The organism is Pseudomonas sp. M20 (assembly GCF_045037865.1).
In the GTDB taxonomy this organism is placed as follows: Bacteria; Pseudomonadota; Gammaproteobacteria; order Pseudomonadales; family Pseudomonadaceae; genus Aquipseudomonas.
In genome coordinates, this window is the sequence record NZ_CP173611.1 from 5,105,384 (window position 1) to 5,121,125 (window position 15,742).

General features: G+C 59.6%; 12 protein-coding genes and 2 tRNA genes. 4 read left to right on the forward strand and 10 right to left on the reverse strand.

All coding sequences use genetic code 11. The features are described from left to right. Window position 1: 1 nt before the first annotated feature. From ACI514_RS22625 to rnr, 5 genes are all read right to left on the reverse strand, one after another. Window positions 2–895 carry a hypothetical protein gene (locus tag ACI514_RS22625; protein WP_016771937.1) on the reverse strand — a complete coding sequence of 298 codons (894 nt, stop codon included), beginning with the start codon at window positions 893–895 and terminating at the stop codon, window positions 2–4. Window positions 896–931: 36 nt separating this feature from the next. After that, window positions 932–1,162: a 30S ribosomal protein S18 gene (rpsR, locus tag ACI514_RS22630; protein ID WP_002551829.1), complete on the reverse strand. Its 231-nt coding sequence runs from the start codon at window positions 1,160–1,162 to the stop codon at window positions 932–934. Between the two features lie 29 nt (window positions 1,163–1,191). Beyond that, the gene (rpsF, locus tag ACI514_RS22635; RefSeq protein ID WP_007915844.1) at window positions 1,192–1,611 is read right to left on the reverse strand and encodes a 30S ribosomal protein S6; all 420 of its coding nucleotides are present in this window, start codon (window positions 1,609–1,611) and stop codon (window positions 1,192–1,194) included. Window positions 1,612–1,850: 239 nt separating this feature from the next. Beyond that, complete coding sequence (gene rlmB, locus ACI514_RS22640; RefSeq protein ID WP_405122425.1) at window positions 1,851–2,621, reverse strand: 23S rRNA (guanosine(2251)-2'-O)-methyltransferase RlmB; 771 nt, start codon at window positions 2,619–2,621, stop codon at window positions 1,851–1,853. After that, complete coding sequence (gene rnr, locus ACI514_RS22645; RefSeq protein ID WP_160055357.1) at window positions 2,618–5,248, reverse strand: ribonuclease R; 2,631 nt, start codon at window positions 5,246–5,248, stop codon at window positions 2,618–2,620. Before rnr ends, rlmB begins: the two co-directional genes overlap by 4 nt. 226 nt (window positions 5,249–5,474) lie before the next feature. Between rnr and ACI514_RS22650 the strand changes: the two genes are divergently transcribed. From ACI514_RS22650 to ACI514_RS22665, 4 genes are all read left to right on the forward strand, one after another. Further along, a tRNA-Leu gene (locus tag ACI514_RS22650) sits at window positions 5,475–5,561 on the forward strand. 180 nt (window positions 5,562–5,741) lie between these two features. Beyond that, a tRNA-Leu gene (locus tag ACI514_RS22655) sits at window positions 5,742–5,828 on the forward strand. A gap of 261 nt (window positions 5,829–6,089) precedes the next feature. Next, window positions 6,090–7,100 carry an extracellular solute-binding protein gene (locus ACI514_RS22660; RefSeq protein WP_038360376.1) on the forward strand — a complete coding sequence of 337 codons (1,011 nt, stop codon included), beginning with the start codon at window positions 6,090–6,092 and terminating at the stop codon, window positions 7,098–7,100. After that, on the forward strand, window positions 7,100–8,665 hold the full coding sequence (locus ACI514_RS22665; protein ID WP_160055354.1) for an iron ABC transporter permease: 1,566 nt from the start codon (window positions 7,100–7,102) through the stop codon (window positions 8,663–8,665). Before ACI514_RS22660 ends, ACI514_RS22665 begins: the two co-directional genes overlap by 1 nt. A gap of 80 nt (window positions 8,666–8,745) precedes the next feature. On the opposite strand, the gene ACI514_RS22670 is transcribed toward ACI514_RS22665, so the two are convergent. The 5 genes from ACI514_RS22670 to hflK form a co-directional block, all read right to left on the reverse strand. Continuing rightward, window positions 8,746–10,680, reverse strand: a complete 1,935-nt coding sequence (locus ACI514_RS22670) for a methyl-accepting chemotaxis protein (RefSeq protein WP_405122426.1) — start codon at window positions 10,678–10,680, stop codon at window positions 8,746–8,748. A gap of 140 nt (window positions 10,681–10,820) precedes the next feature. After that, window positions 10,821–12,110 carry an adenylosuccinate synthase gene (locus ACI514_RS22675; protein WP_007915835.1) on the reverse strand — a complete coding sequence of 430 codons (1,290 nt, stop codon included), beginning with the start codon at window positions 12,108–12,110 and terminating at the stop codon, window positions 10,821–10,823. 54 nt (window positions 12,111–12,164) lie between these two features. Next, complete coding sequence (locus ACI514_RS22680) at window positions 12,165–13,352, reverse strand: ATP phosphoribosyltransferase regulatory subunit (protein WP_007915833.1); 1,188 nt, start codon at window positions 13,350–13,352, stop codon at window positions 12,165–12,167. Window positions 13,353–13,665: 313 nt separating this feature from the next. Further along, window positions 13,666–14,535 (reverse strand): protease modulator HflC, encoded by an 870-nt coding sequence (gene hflC / locus ACI514_RS22685; RefSeq protein WP_007915830.1) that lies wholly within the window; start codon window positions 14,533–14,535, stop codon window positions 13,666–13,668. Next, entirely contained in the window at window positions 14,535–15,707 is a 1,173-nt protein-coding gene (gene hflK, locus ACI514_RS22690; RefSeq protein ID WP_160055348.1) for an FtsH protease activity modulator HflK, read from the reverse strand. Before hflK ends, hflC begins: the two co-directional genes overlap by 1 nt. Window positions 15,708–15,742: the final 35 nt, after the last annotated feature.

Below are 15,742 nucleotides of genomic sequence, written 5' to 3' on the forward strand. Positions count from 1 at the left end.
TTTAACCTTCACCGTTCGCGCTGTCGGTGTCTTTCGACACGTGACGACCGCGAAAATCAATCAGGCTGTCGACAATGGCCAGGACCACGAGCAACGGATAGATCAGCTGCATGAACAACAGCAGCGTGACGTACAACCCCACCAGCCAGAAACCGGCCAGTCGCTTTTGCCCGACCAGCCCGTGAATCAGGGCAAGTCCGGCGAACACCAGCGGTACACTGCACAACGGCGTCAACATGGCCATCTGTGCACCGAGATTCGGGCCCAGAAGCATCAACGCCAGCAGCAACATCGCCGGCCCCAGCGGGATCCGGATGGCGCGAAACTCGCGACCAAAACCACCCGGGTTGTACAACAACGCCTGCCAATGCCGCCCGACAATCAGGCTCAGCACGCTGACGATCTGCAACAGCGCCGCAATCAGTCCGGTCAGGACTGGTGCGATCAGGGACGCGAAACGCGCTTGCTCATCAACCGACAATTGCTTGTAGGTCTCACCGAGAAGCGCCGGCATGACCTTTATCAAGGCCTGCGCGAGCATCTCGATCTGGGCCGCAAACGCTACCCCGAGCACCACCGAAAACACCACTCCAATCACTACGCTGACCAGCAGCGTGCGAACCCAGGACTCACTTGCGCGCAAAACCAACGCAAGTCCCGAAGACCCCAGCAGCACCAGAAGTGCCCGTGGGTCATCGGCGTACAGCCACCAGATCAACGCTGGCAGCAGCCCCAGAGACAGAACACCCAAGGCGTCCGTCAGTCCGCGCCGCAGCAGCACAAGGCTCCCCGCGGCAGCACCCAACCAATACAACAACGGCAATGTTGCACATCCGGCCACCACGAGAGTGGCCTGCATACGGCCTCGCATGATGAACTCAGCTAAGGCACGCATGCATTCAATCCTTTGCTACTTGTCGACTGCCCGGTCTCAGCGGCCGTGGCTGTCGGTGTAGGCCAGCAGGGCCAGGAAGCGGGCGCGCTTGATAGCGGTGGCCAGCTGACGCTGATAACGAGCTTTAGTACCGGTGATGCGGCTTGGAACGATTTTGCCGGTCTCGGATACGTAGGCTTTCAGAGTGTTGAGATCTTTGTAATCGATCTCTTTCACGTCTTCAGCGGTGAAACGGCAGAATTTACGACGACGGAAGAAACGTGCCATTTGATAGGCTCCTTAATAAGGTCCGTGGATTACTCGTCAGCGTTATCGCTGTCGTTCTCTTCGCCTTCAGCGCTTTCAGCGCCTTCGTGCTCAGGACGATCGCGACGCTCACGGCGCTCACTGCGGTTTTCTTCAGCCTTGAGCATCTCGGACTGGCCGGTAACGGCTTCGTCGCGACGGATGACCAGGTTACGGATCACTGCATCGTTGTAGCGGAAGTTGTCTTCCAGCTCGGCCAGGGCCTTGCCAGTGCACTCAACGTTCAGCATCACGTAGTGAGCCTTGTGAACATTGTTGATTGCGTAGGCCAGTTGACGACGGCCCCAATCTTCCAGACGGTGGATTTTGCCGCCGTCTTCTTCGATCAGCTTGGTGTAACGCTCAACCATGCCGCCGACTTGCTCGCTTTGATCCGGGTGGACCAAAAAGATGATTTCGTAATGACGCATGAATGCTCCTTACGGGTTGTAGCCTGCCGCTCAAAAACGGTCAGACAAGGAGTGAATGACACTTATGGACTTGCTGGCGCGGGGCACATGCGTGCCTGCCGTCACAGCAAGGGGCGCAATTGTAGAGAAGGGGCAGAAGAGGTGCAAGGTAATTGGTGATTATTTGAACAGCAGCTGTAAGCATCGAGCCTCAAGCTGCAAGCGGGTCCGCTTTTAGCTTGAGGCTTGCAGCTATGAGCTTATGGCTTGCGCGAAGCGCTCGCCTTGGCTTTGGCACCGCGCTGACGCTGCGCTTCGAACAGGCACACGCCAGTTGCCACGGACACGTTGAGACTGCTGACGCTACCGGCCATCGGCAGTTTCACCAGATAGTCGCAGTGTTCACGGGTCAGGCGACGCATGCCTTTGCCTTCGGCGCCCATGATCAGAATGGTCGGGCCAGTCAGATCCTGGTCGTAAATGCTGACTTCAGCTTCGCCTGCCGTGCCGACAATCCACAGACCGCGCTGCTGAAGTTTTTCCAGCGTACGAGCGAGGTTGGTTACCGCCACCAGCGGAATCACTTCCGCCGCGCCGCAAGCGACTTTACGCACGACCGGGGTCAAGGTTGCCGACTTGTCTTTCGGCACGATCACCGCCAGCGCACCGGCCGCATCGGCCGAACGCAGGCAGGCGCCGAGGTTGTGTGGATCGGTCACGCCGTCAAGCACCAGCAGCAACGGTGCGCCGTCAGTGCGATCGAGCAGCTCGTCGAGCATCGCTTCGCCCCACACCTGGCTCGGGCTGACTTCCGCGACCACGCCTTGGTGGACACCTTCAACCCAGGCGTCCATTTCGCGGCGCTCGGCCTGACCGACCTGGACACGATTTTCGTTGGCCAGCTCAACCAGCGTCTGCACGCGCGGATCGTTGCGGCTTTCCGCCAACCAGATCTGCTTGACGCGTTTCGGGTGGTGACGCAGCAACGCTTCTACCGCGTGAACGCCGTAGATTTTTTCCAACTGACTCATGACTTCGCCTTCGGTTTACGTGCCCCGCCACTTTTGGCTGGAGCAGAACCCGCTTTTGGCGGGCCTTTACGATGTTTGCTCGGTTTGGCTGGCTTGCCGCCGGAGGCCTTTTCAGGCGCCGACCGCCCGGTCTTTCCCCCGGACGCCGCTTTACCACCGTTTTTGGCATCGGAAAGCAGAGCTTTCTTCATTTCACGGCTTTTGCGCAGCTCGGCGTTCTTCGCCACGGCGTCGCTTGGGCGATAGGCTTCAGCAGCCTTTTCTTTGGCCGGACGACGACCAGCGGTTTTCGCTGGAGCCGCCTCGGCTTTTTCCTTCGCAGCGGGTGCGGCAGTTTCAACACCACGCTTTTTGCGACCGATCGGCGCGCTGATGGTTTTTTCAGCCATCTCGAAGTCGATCTTGCGCTCGTCGAGGTCAACGCGCATGACGCGCACTTCAACGGTATCGCCCAAGCGGAAGCTGCGACCGGTGCGCTCGCCCGCCAGGCGGTGATGCACAGGATCGAAGTGGTAGTAATCGCCCGGCAGCGCGGTGACGTGCACCAGGCCTTCGACGTAGATATCGGTCAGCTCGACGAACAGGCCAAAACCGGTTACCGCGGTGATCACGCCCGGGAACGATTCGCCCACGCGATCTTTCATGAACTCGCACTTGAGCCAGTTCACCACGTCGCGGGTCGCTTCATCGGCACGGCGCTCGCTCATCGAGCACTGCTCGCCGAGTTGCTCCAGTGCCGCTTCGTCGTACGGATAGATACGCGCCTTCGGAATGGTCATCGCACCGGCACGACGAACGTGCGGGGTGTCCTGTTTCGAATGGATCACGCTGCGGATCGCACGGTGCGTCAGCAGGTCCGGGTAACGACGGATCGGCGAGGTGAAGTGGGTATAGGCTTCGTAATTCAGGCCGAAGTGGCCCTGATTGTCAGCGCTGTACACCGCCTGACTGAGCGAGCGCAGCATCACGGTCTGGATCAGGTGGAAATCCGGGCGATCCTTGATGCTCGCGAGCAAGGCCTGATAGTCCTTCGGCGACGGGCCGTCCTTGCCTTTATGCAGGGACAGACCGAGCTCCCCGAGGAAGGCACGGAGTTTTTCCAGACGCTCCGGTGGCGGACCGTCGTGGACACGGTACAGCGCAGGAATTTCGTGCTTTTTGAGGAATTCGGCGGTGGCCACGTTGGCTGCCAGCATGCATTCTTCGATCAGCTTGTGCGCGTCGTTGCGGGTGGTCGGACGGATTTCGGCAATCTTGCGCTCGGTACCGAAGATGATCCGGGTTTCCTGCGTTTCGAAATCGATCGCGCCACGCACGTGACGAGCGGCCAGCAGCACCTTGTACAGCGCATAAAGCTGCTTGAGGTGCGGCAGAACGTCGTTGTACTCACCGCGAAGCTGACGCGCCTCGGTGATTTTCGGTGTTTCCAGCATCGCGCTGACTTTGTTGTAAGTCAGACGAGCGTGGGAATGGATCACCGCTTCATAGAAGCAGTAGTCGGTCATTTCGCCGGACTTGGAGATGGTCATCTCGCAAACCATGGCCAGACGATCGACGTGCGGGTTCAGCGAGCACAGGCCGTTGGACAGCTGCTCAGGCAGCATCGGCACCACGCGCTCGGGGAAGTACACCGAGTTGCCGCGCACTTGCGCTTCGTTGTCCAGCGCCGAGCCGATCTTCACGTAGCTGGAAACGTCGGCAATCGCCACGTACAACTTCCAGCCACCGGAGAACAGGCGCAGTTTGCCCGGTTTGGCTTCGCAATAAACAGCATCGTCGAAGTCGCGGGCATCTTCGCCATCGATGGTGACGAACGGCAGATGGCGCAGGTCGACGCGCTTCTCTTTGTCTTTTTCTTCGACTTCCGGCTTGAGCTTGGCGGCTTCTTTCAGAACGGCTTCAGGCCAGACGTGCGGAATATCGTAAGTGCGCAGGGCCACATCGATTTCCATACCCGGCGCCATGTAGTTGCCGACCACTTCGACCACATCGCCTTGCGGCTGGAAGCGCGGCGTCGGCCAGTGGGTGATTTTCACCTCGACGAACTGACCAATCTGCGCGTTGGCGTTGCGGCCCGGCGTCACCAGCACTTCTTGCTGAATCTTCGGGTTGTCCGCGACGACGAAGCCGATCCCACCTTCTTCAAAGTAGCGGCCGACGATGGTTTCGTGAGCACGCGAGACCACTTCAACGATCACGCCTTCGCGGCGACCGCGACGGTCGAGACCGGAAACACGGGCCAGCGCACGGTCACCGTCGAATACCAGACGCATTTGCGCCGGGCTCATGAACAGGTCGTCGCTGCCGTCGTCCGGCACGAGGAAACCGAAGCCGTCACGGTGACCACTGATGCGGCCGAGGATCAGATCAAGTTTATCCACCGGCGCATACGTGCCACGACGGGTGTAGATCAGTTGAGCGTCGCGCTCCATGGCGCGCAGGCGACGGCGCAGGGCTTCGATCTGGTCTTCTGTGGTCAGACCAAACTCTTCGACCAGTTGCTCGCGGGCAGCAGGCGAACCCCGATCAGCGAGGTGCGCCAGGATCAGTTCGCGGCTAGGAATAGGGTTTTCGTATTTTTCCGCTTCACGAGCGGCCTCGGGATCGAGGGACTGCCAATCGGCCATTAGAGAGTTTTCACCTTGTCTATATGCGGGTTAGTTTGGCATAGGCGCCATGAAACGGGAAATTTCCGACTCTATAAGGCCCAACAGAGGCCCTGTAGCGACGCTGGAAAGCCGTTTCGACCACCACCGGTAAAAAAAATCATATTTTTTGCTGACAGGGGTTTACAGTTAAAAAGACGCTCCGTATAGTGCGCGCCATCGACGACGTACAAGCGTTGACGATACTGCCCAGATGGTGAAATTGGTAGACACGCCAGCTTCAGGTGCTGGTGACCTTACGGTCGTGGAAGTTCGAGTCTTCTTCTGGGCACCAATTTCGAGTTTGAGACTAGATCAGTTTCAAGACTCACACAAAACCCGCGAAAGCGGGTTTTTTGCATTCTAAGCCCGGGTTTTCTTAAAACTGATTTATTAAAATTAAATCAGGGGTTTACAGATCAAAAGGCGCTCCGTATAGTGCGCCACATCAACAGCGGCAACGCTTGCGATGATTGCCCAGATGGTGAAATTGGTAGACACGCCAGCTTCAGGTGCTGGTGACCTTACGGTCGTGGAAGTTCGAGTCTTCTTCTGGGCACCAATTCAAATTCAAGGTTACGGCCTTGAATGTCACAGAAACCCGCGAAAGCGGGTTTTTGCGTTTCTGGCTTCCTGAATCCCCCCGTAGGAGCTGCCGAAGGCTGCGATCTTTTGATCTTGTTTTTCAAAGAGCAAAATCAAAAGATCGCAGCCTTCGGCAGCTCCTACAGGAACGCAGAGCCTCTCGCAAGGCGCACTTGAGAAACAATATCGTTTATCATTGTTGCAAGTTTTTGCAATGCGACAGTGAGGAACCCTGCGAATGACGTTTCGAAATACCCTGCGCCGAGGCCTGACCTTCACCCTTCTCGGCCTGGCGCTCGCCACTCCCCTCACCCAGGCTGCCGATGCGGTTTCCCTGACGCTTTATAACGGCCAGCACAAGGAAGTCGGCGACGCGATCGCCAAAGCCTTCGAAGCCAAGACCGGCATTCACGTCAATGTGCGCAAAGGCAGCAGCAATCAGCTCGCCAGCCAGATCATCGAAGAAGGCGACCGCTCCCCCGCCGATGTGATCTACACCGAAGAATCGCCACCGCTGAACAATCTTGGCGAACTGGGCTTGCTGGCCAAGACCGACGACGCCACTTTGGCTGTGCTTCCGGAAAAATATGTCGCCGGTAACGGCACCTGGATCGGCGTCACTGCCCGCGTTCGCGTGGTCGCCTACAACCCGAAACTGGTCGATGAAAAAGACCTGCCGAAATCGGTGATGGAGTTCTCCGATCCGCAATGGCAAGGCAAAGTCGGTTTCGTACCAACCAGCGGTGCCTTCCAGGAACAAGCCGTCGCCATTATCAAGATGCACGGTCGCGATGCCGCCGAAGAATGGCTGACCGGCCTGCGCGCGTTCGGCAAGACCTACAGCAACAACATGGTTGCCCTCAAAGCCGTGGAAAACGGCGAGGTCGCCACGGTGCTGGTGAACAATTACTACTGGTTCGCCCTGCAACGCGAGAAAGGCAAACTGGATTCGAAACTGCATTACTTCACCGGCGGCGACGTCGGCGGCTTGATCACCGTATCCAGCGCAGCCGTGTTGAAATCCAGCAAGCATCCAAAAGAAGCCCAGCAATTTCTTGCCTACATGGCCAGCGAAGAAGGTCAGCGCGTGATCACTCAGACCACCGCGGAATACCCGCTGCACAAAGGCATGGAATCGGATCGCGGGCTCAAGCCGTTCAGTGAGCTGGAAGCGCCGAACGTCACGCCAGCCGATCTGGGCAATGCCGAAGAAGCACTGGAACTGGAACGCGAAGTTGGCTTGAACTGATGACCGCATCGTTATCCGCCCCCGCCGCGCGCGGGGGTTACGTACCAAAGCGCAAGCGGCCATCGATCTGGCTGGTGCTGCCGGTATTGCTTTTGGTGGTGATGAGCCTGTTGCCGCTGGCCTACGTCGGACTGAAAGCCTGGCAGGCCGGTTGGGCCGAAGCGCTGCACTTGTTGTGGCGTCCGTATGTGTTCGGCCTGCTGCGCAACACCTTGGCATTGATGGTTGGCGTAACCCTCACCTGCGGCGTCATTGGTCTGTCGCTGGCTTGGCTGCTGGAGCGCAGTAACTTGCCGGGGCGACGCTTGTGGGGCGTGATTCTGTGCTTGCCGTTCGCGGTACCAGCATTTGTCAGCAGTTTCACCTGGGTCTCTTTGAGCGCGCAGTTCGAAGGGCTTGGCGGGGCGATTCTGGTGATGAGCCTGTCGAAGTACCCGCTGATCTTCCTGCCGGTGGCGGCGACGCTGCGCAATCTCGATCCCTCCCTTGAAGAATCGGCCCGCACCCTCGGGCAAAATCGCTGGGGCGTGTTTTTCCGAGTCACCCTGCCGCTGCTCTGGCCTTCGCTACTGGCAGGCTCCTTGCTGATCGCCCTGCACATGCTGGTCGAGTTCGGTGCACTGTCGATCATCGGCCTGCAAACCTTCACCACGGCGATCTATCAGCAGTTCGAACTGGAGTTCAGCAACGCCAACGCGGCGATGCTCTCCGCCGTGCTGCTGGCGCTGTGTCTGGTGCTGTTGTGGCTGGAATTACGGGTGCGCGGCAAGGGCCGACATGTACGCACCGGGCAAGGCGCGGCGCGTCAGGCTGAGCAGGTTCGGCTGGGGCCATGGGCAGCAGTCGGTCAGTTGTATTGCCTGATGCTGGCGATTGTCGGCAGCGGGATTCCACTGGGCATGCTGGCGTATTGGCTGGCGGTCGGTTCGTCGGCGGCTTTTCCGGTGGCCGCGATTACTGAAGCCCTGCTCTCGTCTTTGGCGCTTTCTCTCGGCGGTGCAGCATTGTGTCTGGTACTGGCGGTGCCGGTCGGGTTGTTGGTGGTGCGTTACAAAGGCCAACTGGCGATCTGGGCCGAACGCCTGCCTTATCTGCTGCACGCGCTGCCAGGATTGGTGATTGCGTTGACGCTGGTGTATTTCGCCCTGCATTACGTGCCGGCGCTGTACCAGACTTCGGGACTGCTGCTGATTGCCTATGCGCTACTGTTCCTGCCGCTGGCACAGGCGCCGATCCGCACAGCCCTGAACAAGGCTGCACCGCAGCTGGAAGAGGCTGCACGCACGCTGGGCGCTTCGTCGTTCACGGCGTTTTGCCGGGTGACGTTGCCGATCATCTTCCCGGCATTGGGTGCGGCTTTTGCGCTGGTGTTTCTGGATGCGATGAAAGAGCTGACGGCGACGTTGCTGTTGAGTCCGACCGGGCTTAACACGTTGGCGACCGAGGTATGGGCGCATACCGCGAATGTCGAGTTTGCGGCGGCGGCGCCTTATGCGGCGTTGTTGATTCTGGTGTCCGGGTTGCCGGTCTATCTGCTGACGACGCGGATGTATCTGAGCCGCTAAAAGATCGCAGCCTGCGGCAGCTCCTACATGGGATTTCGCGTTTCAATGTAGGAGCTGCCGCAGGCTGCGATCTTTTGATCTTAAGCCCTGAACTGTCCCAGGCTTGCCTTCAGTTGCGCCGCCAGACCATCCAGCACCTTGCCACTCGCCGTGGTCTCCACCACCGCCTGCGCCGCTTTCTCGGCCTGCGCATGAATCGTCTCGACGCGCCCGCGCACTGCCTGCGCACCTTGCGCTTGATGGGCCGCAGCCTGCGTTGCCAGGCCAATCGCCGCATGCACCTGCTCGACCGACGCCTGCACCGACTGCTGCAATCGCGCACTGTCGCGCAACACCAGCAAACCTTCGCTGGCCTGGCGCCCGGCCTGACCGATCGCCTCGACCGCCTCACGTGCGCCCTGCTGTAGAGCGACGATGTGCGCCTGAATGTCGCCGGTAGAGCTTTGTGTCTTGCTCGCCAGCGCACGTACTTCGTCGGCCACCACCGCAAAACCACGCCCGGTCTCGCCCGCGCGCGCTGCTTCAATGGCAGCGTTGAGCGCCAGCAGGTTGGTCTGCTCGGCAATTCCGTGAATCACCGTCAACACCACTTCAATCTGCTCGCTCTGCTGCGCCAGTCGCTCGATCACTTTCGCCCCGGTATCGACCTGCCCCGCCAGCGCCTCGATCAGACTGCCGACCTTGGCGGACGTACGAGTGTTTTCGTCAGTCGCCTGGCGAATATCCACAACCTGCTTCAACGCGGCCTGCATGGCATGGCTTTCCGACTGCGCCTCATCAGCCATTTGCGACAGTGCGCGCAGACTCTCCGCCACTTCATCACGCTGCATGCCCGCCGCCGCATCCGCACCGGCATTGCGCAGGGTCATCGCGCCAATCTCGACGCCGGTGCGCTGCGCAACATCGCCCGCCTCGCGCACGATCGGCTGTAACTTATCCACAAAGCGATTGACCGCCGAAGCCATGTCGCCGATTTCGTCCTTGCTGTTGATCTGTACTCGCTTGGTCAGGTCGCCCTCGCCCGCCGCCAGGTCATCCATGGCTGCGTTGAGCATCTTCAGGCGATTGACCACACGATGGCCCAACACTACCGCCAGCAACAGCAGCACACCACAACCGACCAGCGCCAGACCCAGGCCAATGCGCCAGCGCAAGGTTGCCGCTGCTTCCTGAACGGTATTGGCAGTATTGGATTTCATCTCGGTCGCAGTGGACTGCGCCGACTGCAGGCGCGACTGCATGGCTTTGGCACTGTCTGCGGCAGCGCCCTTGAGACTGTCGCCGACCAACTGATCACTGCTGGCGATCAACGCCGAGAAGCGCTTGTCCAGCGCCGCCAGATCGGTTTCCATCGAGGCCGTGGACACCCCCATCAGCACCTTGCCGATTTCCACGCCGTTGGGATTGATCGAGGCTTCAAGGTAGTAAACCGACGGATCGTTCTTGGCCGCATCCAGCACTTTATCCAGCGCGCGTTCGCCTTGGCCTTTTTCCAGCAAGGCCTTGTTGATCGGGTTTTCGCGATTGAGATAGCGGGTCAGGTGCTGGCCGGTGGCGTCGTCGTAGACGACGAACAACACATTGGGATTGCGCTGGGCCCGGCGGGCGAACTCGGACAGGGTCGGCACGTCGCTGTCCCACATGGCACGCGGCGCCACCGAGGCGAGCAACTGCGCCATGTCATTGGCCGAATCCTTCAGATCTTTTTCCAGCGTCGCACGCAACTGCGCCTGCTCGTCTTTCAGTCGCAAAGACAGGCCAGCGGTCAGCCGCTGACGGGTACTGGCGGATAAGGCATCAAGACTCGACGTGACTTCACGCCCGGCCTGCTCCAGCTCGCCGGAGAGTTTCTGGCTGTCGGCGCCGAGGCGCACCGCCAAATCTGCTTCCAGCGCCGTGACGGTGCTCCGCGTCAGGGCAACCGCCACCAGCACCTGCACCAAAAGGGCGATACCAAGGGTAACGAACACGGGGCGCAACAAACGGCTTTGTAACAGTGAGAGAACGGCCGACACTGTGAATACCTCTACTTCTGACGCCATTAATTTGATGGCACTCTTGTAGACAGATTCACAGCAAAGGTCATGCCGTCCAACAGGCATAAACGACAAAGGCCCCGATGAAGGGGCCTTTGTTTTTTTACATCAACGACTTATCAAGCAAACGGATGACGCAGAACGATGGTTTCGTTACGGTCCGGGCCCGTCGAAATAATGTCGATCGGCGCGCCGATCAACTCTTCAACGCGCTTGATGTAGGCACGAGCGTTAGCCGGCAGCTCTTCCAGGGTTTTGGCACCCACGGTCGATTCGGTCCAGCCCGGCACTTCTTCGTACACAGGCTGCAGGCCTACGTAGCTGTCAGCATCGGTCGGAGCAACAGCGTTGCCTTCGGCATCTTTGTAGCCGACGCAGATGTTGATGGTTTCCAGACCGTCGAGCACGTCCAGCTTGGTCAGGCAGATTCCCGAGATGCTGTTCACATCGATAGCGCGACGCAGGATAACGGCATCGAACCAGCCGCAACGACGGGCACGGCCGGTGGTCGCGCCGAACTCGTGACCTTGCTTGGCCAGGTGTGCACCGACATCGTCGAACAGCTCAGTCGGGAATGGACCCGAACCAACGCGAGTGGTGTAAGCCTTGGTGATGCCCAGGATGTAATCCAGGAACATCGGGCCAACGCCGGAACCGGTCGCCACGCCACCGGCGGTGGTGTTGGAGCTGGTCACGTACGGGTAGGTACCGTGGTCGATGTCGAGCAACGAACCCTGAGCGCCTTCGAACATGATGTCTTTGCCTGCGCGACGCAGGTCGTGCAGCTCAGCGGTGACGTCGAGCATCAGCGGCTTGAGCAGCTCAGCGTACTCCTTGCACTCGGCCAGGGTTTTCTCGAACTCGATGGCAGGCTCTTTGTAGTAACCGACCAGCATGAAGTTGTGGTAATCCACCAGTTCACGCAGCTTGTCTTCGAAGCGCGGCATGTTCAGCAGGTCGCCAACACGCAGGCCACGACGAGCAACCTTGTCTTCGTACGCCGGGCCGATGCCGCGACCGGTGGTACCGATCTTCAGCTCGCCACGAGCCTTTTCACGGGCCTGGTCCAGCGCCACGTGGAAGGACAGGATCAGCGGGCAGGACGGGCTGATACGCAGGCGCTCACGCACCGGTACGCCTTTCTCTTCCAGCTTGGTGATCTCGCGCAGCAGGGCGTCAGGTGCAACCACCACGCCGTTGCCGATCAGGCACTGCACGCCTTCGCGCAGCACGCCCGACGGGATCAGGTGCAGGACGGTTTTTTCGCCGTCGATCACCAGTGTGTGGCCAGCGTTGTGGCCACCTTGGTAGCGCACTACGGCGGCAGCATGTTCGGTCAGCAGATCAACGATCTTGCCTTTGCCCTCATCACCCCATTGGGTGCCCAGGACTACGACATTCTTACCCATAACACTTGTCCTCATTCGCGCAAACTTGGTGCCGGCGATGGCCGGCAGGAAAACTCAAGAAGCCAATGGCGATACTTGCCAAAGCCCGTTCTGCTGAATCAATTGCCGGTCGCAGTCCGCATCACGGGCGGCGGCCAAAGGTTGTCCAGGCAACGCCTGAACGACACGCTGACCCTCACTGCGCAACTGGCAAACCTGCTGCCAGAGTGCCGCATCCGTACTGTCAGGCATCCAGATACCGCCAGACGGTAGCTCGATCTCAGCACGCCCCAGGGTCACCAGGGTTTTCAAATCGGTGGAAAAACCAGTCGCCGGACGCGCGCGACCAAAATCCGCGCCGATGTCGTCGTAGCGACCGCCCTGAGCGATGGACTGGCCAACGCCCGGCACGAACACTGCGAACACCACACCGGTGTGATAGTGGTAGCCGCGCAGCTCACCCAGGTCGAAGTACAGCGGCAGCTCCGGGAAGCGTGCCGACAGCCGCTCGGCGATCGCCAGCAAGTCTTCCAGTGCCGCCAAAACCGGCGCCGGCGCATTGGCCAGTCGTTCGCGGGCAGCGCTCAACACCTCACGACCGCCACACAGGTCAACCAGCGCCCGCAGCATGCCGGACAGGTCGGCCGGCAAGCCTTCGGTCAAGGTAATGACCTCGTCGATGGCCTTGCGTTGCAACGCATCGAACAGCTGTTGCTCTACTTCACCGGACAGACCGGCGGCACGCGCCAGACCACGGTAGATGCCGACATGACCGAGATCCATGTGCACATCCGGCACGTCGGCCAGTTGCAGCATGGCCAGCATCAAGCTGATCACTTCAACGTCGCTGCTCGGGCTGGCGTCGCCGTACAACTCGGCGCCCAACTGGATCGGGCTGCGCGAGGACGACAGTGCACGCGGCTGCGCATGCAGCACGCTGCCGGCGTAGCACAGACGGCTCGGGCCTTCGCGACGCAGGGTGTGCGCATCGATACGCGCCACTTGCGGCGTGATGTCGGCACGGAAACCCATCTGCCGGCCCGATTGCGGGTCGATGACCTTGAAGGTACGCAGATCCAGGTCCTGGCCCGCGCCGGTCAGCAGGGATTCCAGGTACTCGATATGGGGAGTCACGACAAACTCGTAACCCCAGCTCTGGAACAGATCCAACACCTGACGACGCGCAACTTCAATGCGCGCCGCTTCCGGTGGCAGTACTTCTTCGATGCCATCTGGCAGCAGCCAGCGGTCTACCGTTGCCATTACGCCATTCCCCTTTGATCCGGGCGGCCAGCCTGCGGGCGAGCCTTGAGTGAAGCAGAAAATGACTGAACCGTTCAAAACGCACGCGCATGAACGACGCGGCGAAAGGCCTGTTAGCGGCTTCGCCCATCACTTTCCTCGAAATACTCTCGGGCCATTCAACCCGATGCCTGCAACAAAACACAGCAATCAAACGTGCAGACGCAAAAAAGCCGGGAATTTCCCGGCTGCCGCATCATACACACGTTTTCCCAAAGGATCACCCCGCCCGAGGTTTTAGCCGCCGGGCGGAATGATTCAGGTCAACGGCGTATCAAGGCTTGGCCTTTTCCAGGTAGTGGAAAAAGTCGCTGCTTGGGTCGAGGACCAATACGTCGGATTTGTTCGCGAAGCTTTCACGGTAGGCGCGCAGGCTACGGTAGAAACTGTAGAACTCCTGATCCTGACCATAGGCCTTGGAATAAATCGCAGCGGCCTGGGCATCACCGTCACCGCGAACCTCTTCGGATTCACGATAGGCTTCTGCCAGCAACACGCGGCGCTGACGATCGGCGTCGGCACGGATGCCTTCAGCCAGCTCGTTACCCTTGGCGCGGTGCTCGCGAGCTTCACGCTCACGCTCGGTGCTCATACGTTCGAACACGCTGCGGTTTACTTCTTTAGGCAGATCGATGGTCTTGACCCGGACATCGACCACTTCGATACCCAGCTCTTTTTCCGCCATCTTGTTCAGCGAAGCAGTGATGTCAGCCATCAGTGCGTCACGCTCACCCGACACCACTTCGTGCAGGGTGCGCTTACCGAACTGGTCACGCAGACCGGATTCCAGACGACGGGACAGACGCTCGTCGGCGATTTGCTTGAGGCCGGAAGTTGCGGTGTAGAAGCGCTCGGCATCTTTCACGCGCCACTTGGCATAAGCGTCGACCATCACGGCTTTCTTTTCCAGGGTCAGGAAACGCTGTGTCGGTGCATCCAGCGTCATCAGACGTGCGTCGAATTTACGCACCTGGTTAACGTAAGGCACTTTCACATGCAGACCCGGCTGAACATCGGCCTGAACCACACGACCGAATTGCAGCAGCACCGCACGCTCGGTCTGAGCGACGATGTAGAAGCAGTTCCAGCCCACCAGCACGACAACGACGCCAACAATAAGGGCGATCAGCGATTTATTGCTCATCAGCGGGTCTCCCTTGTGCGCGACTGCGGCAGGTCAGTGACATGCGGCGTGACGTCCGTGTTGTTGCTGGCGGCAGCCGAACCGGTGACCGGTGCATTGCTGCCCGAACTGTTCTGAATCATTTTGTCCAACGGCAGGTAAAGCAGGTTGCTCTGGCCGTTCTTGTTGCCGGTCACGAGTACCTTGCTGGTGTTGCTGAAGACTTCCTGCATGGTGTCCAGGTACAGACGCTGGCGGGTGACTTCAGGTGCCTTGCGATACTCGGCGACCAGTTTGGTAAAGCGATCAGCTTCACCCTTGGCACGCGAGACCGTCTCGTCACGGTAACCGTTGGCATCCTCAAGGATACGCTGGGCCTGACCACGGGCTTCCGGCACGACGCCGTTGGCGTAGGTTTCAGCCTGGTTGCGCGAACGCTGCTCGTCTTCACGGGCGCGGATCACATCGTCAAAGGCTTCCTGCACTTCACGCGGTGCCGCTGCGCTCTGTACGTTGACCTGAGTGACGGTGATACCGGTGCGATAGGTATCGAGGAAACGTTGCAGACGCTCCTTGATTTCGCTGGCCATCAATTCACGACCTTCGGTCAGCACCTGGTCCATGGCGGTGGAACCCACCACGTGGCGCAGGGCGCTGTCGGTCGCATGTTGCAGGCTGATTTCCGGCTGATCGACGTTCAGCACGAAGTCCTGCAGGTTGCTGATCTTGTACTGCACGGTCAGCGGCACTTCGACGATGTTCTCGTCTTCGGTCAGCATCTGGCCCTGCTTGGTGTAGGCACGCTCACGCGTGACGTTTTCCATGTACTTTTTATCGATCGGCGGGAAGTAGATGTTCAGGCCCGGGCCGACAGTCTCGTAGTACTTGCCGAAGCGCAGCACCACGGCTTGCTCCTGCTCGTCCACTACGTAAACCGCGCTGTACAGCCAGACAGCCGCCAGCACAACGAGGCCGATCCCGAGCAGACCGCCGAAGCCGCCTCTGCTCTTGCCCGAACCACCGCCGTCATCACCACGTTTCTTACCACCACCGAACAACCCGTTCAGGCTTTCCTGCAGCTTTCGGAAGGCCTCGTCGAGATCCGGTGGCCCCTTGCGGTCGCCGTTATTGCGGCGTTTGCCACCCCAAGGATCCTGATTATTCGAGTTGCCACCCGGCTCATTCCAAGCCATAGCGCTCTCCATCTGATAAAGCAAAGACGCACCCA

Bases quoted from the DNA above. Each gene is read 5' to 3' on its own strand.
- ACI514_RS22660 (WP_038360376.1), top strand. From the start codon at position 6,090: ATGACGTTTCGAAATACCCTGCGCCGAGGCCTGACCTTCACCCTTCTC.
- rpsR (WP_002551829.1), bottom strand. From the start codon at position 1,162: ATGGCACGTTTCTTCCGTCGTCGTAAATTCTGCCGTTTCACCGCTGAA.
- rpsF (WP_007915844.1), bottom strand. From the start codon at position 1,611: ATGCGTCATTACGAAATCATCTTTTTGGTCCACCCGGATCAAAGCGAG.
- ACI514_RS22675 (WP_007915835.1), bottom strand. From the start codon at position 12,110: ATGGGTAAGAATGTCGTAGTCCTGGGCACCCAATGGGGTGATGAGGGC.
- ACI514_RS22680 (WP_007915833.1), bottom strand. From the start codon at position 13,352: ATGGCAACGGTAGACCGCTGGCTGCTGCCAGATGGCATCGAAGAAGTA.
- hflK (WP_160055348.1), bottom strand. From the start codon at position 15,707: ATGGCTTGGAATGAGCCGGGTGGCAACTCGAATAATCAGGATCCTTGG.
- ACI514_RS22665 (WP_160055354.1), top strand. From the start codon at position 7,100: ATGACCGCATCGTTATCCGCCCCCGCCGCGCGCGGGGGTTACGTACCA.
- rnr (WP_160055357.1), bottom strand. From the start codon at position 5,248: ATGGCCGATTGGCAGTCCCTCGATCCCGAGGCCGCTCGTGAAGCGGAA.
- hflC (WP_007915830.1), bottom strand. From the start codon at position 14,535: ATGAGCAATAAATCGCTGATCGCCCTTATTGTTGGCGTCGTTGTCGTG.
- ACI514_RS22625 (WP_016771937.1), bottom strand. From the start codon at position 895: ATGCGTGCCTTAGCTGAGTTCATCATGCGAGGCCGTATGCAGGCCACT.
- rlmB (WP_405122425.1), bottom strand. From the start codon at position 2,621: ATGAGTCAGTTGGAAAAAATCTACGGCGTTCACGCGGTAGAAGCGTTG.